Source organism: Moorena sp. SIO3E8, from assembly GCF_010692445.1.
In the GTDB taxonomy this organism is placed as follows: domain Bacteria; phylum Cyanobacteriota; class Cyanobacteriia; order Cyanobacteriales; family Coleofasciculaceae; genus Moorena; species Moorena bouillonii.
In genome coordinates, this window is record NZ_JAAHHM010000311.1 from 1 (window position 1) to 2,217 (window position 2,217).

Annotated in this window: 3 protein-coding genes and 1 pseudogene; 3 read left to right on the top strand and 1 reads right to left on the bottom strand. The window is 42.8% G+C overall.

What is annotated here, in order from left to right:
* From F6K46_RS39345 to F6K46_RS39355, 3 genes and pseudogenes are all read left to right on the top strand, one after another.
* Nucleotides 1-120: pseudogene (locus F6K46_RS39345) on the top strand (IS630 family transposase); the annotation flags it as partial.
* A 297-nt stretch (nucleotides 121-417) separates the two neighbouring features.
* A complete protein-coding gene (locus F6K46_RS39350) occupies nucleotides 418-585 on the top strand; it encodes a hypothetical protein (RefSeq protein WP_293068840.1) in 168 nt (55 codons plus the stop codon).
* A gap of 58 nt (nucleotides 586-643) precedes the next feature.
* Nucleotides 644-1,411 (top strand): PEP-CTERM sorting domain-containing protein, encoded by a 768-nt coding sequence (locus F6K46_RS39355; RefSeq protein WP_293068838.1) that lies wholly within the window; start codon nucleotides 644-646, stop codon nucleotides 1,409-1,411.
* A 278-nt stretch (nucleotides 1,412-1,689) separates the two neighbouring features.
* Here the strand turns inward: F6K46_RS39355 and F6K46_RS39360 are convergent, their stop codons facing one another.
* Complete coding sequence (locus tag F6K46_RS39360) at nucleotides 1,690-2,112, bottom strand: IS607 family transposase (protein WP_293068835.1); 423 nt, start codon at nucleotides 2,110-2,112, stop codon at nucleotides 1,690-1,692.
* Nucleotides 2,113-2,217 lie beyond the last annotated feature (105 nt).

Here is a 2,217-nt window from a genome sequence, read left to right on the forward strand (position 1 = left end):
AAATTTATTAAGTATGAGTGGATTGAAATTGATGCTTACGAAAACTGGAAAAGCTTTCTTGAATATCTCAAAAAAGTGCTTGACAATTTTGGGGAAGAATATGTAATTAATTTTGTTTAGGTGCTTAACAGCTGATCAGTTTGATTGATAATGGCTTGAGACTATTATTCTTTGTGGAAAGAATAATTTCAGTTATTATACACCTATAGGTGACAGCTATTGATGTAAAGTTTTGTTAATTCAGATTAACTAGGGCTACAGGGAATGCTGATCCAAAGCGGCTGATTAGGAGCATCCTATCACTATCCAAAATTGTTGAAATTTTCGATAGTGAATTAATTGGACTGAAGTTATATAAACTAGCGCTATAGTTAATAGCCGCTTAATCTTTAATTAGCGCTATAGTTGCTGAATCGGATGCTTCAACGGAGCAGCTGTGGGATTGACCGTTCGCACAGCGTTGGGCTTTGCCCGTGCATGTCACGCTACGCGATAGAAAGCAAACGGGATGCTCTTAAGGCCAAAGGCCACGCTACGCGAACAGAGCCGCTACGCGATCGCAAACACTCAGCCTGGATACTGTGATCAGTTGTTAGTTGTAATAACAACTAATACCCCATAGAGGCGGCAAGCAAGAGAAATAATGATGACTCGTAATTTACTATTAAGTTTGGGAGTGTCAGCACTAGGACTAGCTTTTACTCCCTTTGGAGCCAGTGCGTTTACGATTGTTGGTGATCTGAGTGAAACAGAGTTCCAGAACCTAGCTCCCGAGATCTCCCTGTCTGCCGAGAGTCGTTTTGGATCTGGAACAATAGGAGGAAACACCTTCGAGCTAGATATCCACAAGGTTAACGCTAGTGGTGGTTTTACTAACTTAGATCAGAAAGAATTTAATTGGGTCAGTGGTGAAGCCGTTGATTTCTTACTGGAGTTCGATGGTATTTCTCAACTTACCTATACCGTTGGTGACGTGGTTCTTTCGTCTACAGTTACAGAGGATAACTTCTCAGATTTGTTTCTACGGACTAGTGCTCGTAAGGATAACAGCAGCATTGTACTGAGCAACTTGATGTTAACCGATAGTGCGATGTCTGCTAGTCTTCCTGACGCATCCAATGTTTGTAGTAATCCTAATGATTGCGGTTTTTTTGATGCACAGTATTTACACATCAGTAACGTTTTAGGTGCTTTCAGCCTCACTGGTCAATCAACTATGACCTGGTCAGAAGAGAATCGGCCCACACAATCTCGACTAGCGTATCAGGTTAAATTAGTGGCTGGTGAGCCCGGAGACAAGCCCCCTGTTGATGTACCAGAGCCAGCTACGATGTCTGTGTTTTCCCTAGGTGTTATTGGTTTGGTTCTAACTGGTAGTCGTCGCCGCCATCAGCTTGGAGTTCAGCAATAATTTTTTCGATCTTTTTCTTAGCATGATCTTGGCTGTACAACCTAGGAGAGAATGACTTGACAATAGCAATAAAATCCTGCATCAACTCGTCTTTCCTGTTATCAACTTGGTTGACAATTTCTAACTGAATACCTAAACGAGACGGCGTTGCTGATTCTCAGTATGGTTTCGCCCCCCTAGCCCCCCAATTCTGGGGGGAAAAACTCTCAAAGTCCCCCAGAATTGGGGGATTTAGGGGGCTTTAATAAAACTAGATGATCGCGCATTCATTCCTTAATTCAGCAACGCCAACGAGACAGCAGAATTTCCAAGTAATTGATGCCGAATCTACCCAGGCTGTCTTTATGCTCTACTAGTAAAGTGTCGTAGCCGTCAGAATTCAGAAGAGTGGCTAATTGTTTACGATTATCGTTGAGTCCACTTCCTACTTCTTTGATAATTTTGACAATCGTGTAACCTTTAGCGATCGCATACTGTTGAAGACGTTCAACTTGAAGCTCAACGTCTGACTTATGCTCAGTAGAGGAGACTCGCCCATAGATAGCAACTCGTTTGGTGTTTGATGGCTGGGTTTTCTGTTGAGGGAAGTACTCAACGATCACTGAGCCACTTTCAGTTTGGAATGCTGGATGAGGCAACTTACCTGCCTTCCACCATCTCCAAGCTGTCTGGTAGCTTACTGATACTTTTAACCCGGACAAATTCTGACATCTTGGATATCTAGGATATCATTTGAGTCAGAAAAGCTGAGTACTACATCCCCGACTGCTTCGAGGAAGGTGGTATCCCACATCGCCTTCAGGAAA

What these genes read in the sequence shown, in the direction of transcription:
- F6K46_RS39350 (WP_293068840.1), top strand. Translation starts at nt 418, where the DNA reads ATGCTTCAACGGAGCAGCTGTGGGATTGACCGTTCGCACAGCGTTGGG.
- F6K46_RS39355 (WP_293068838.1), top strand. Translation starts at nt 644, where the DNA reads ATGATGACTCGTAATTTACTATTAAGTTTGGGAGTGTCAGCACTAGGA.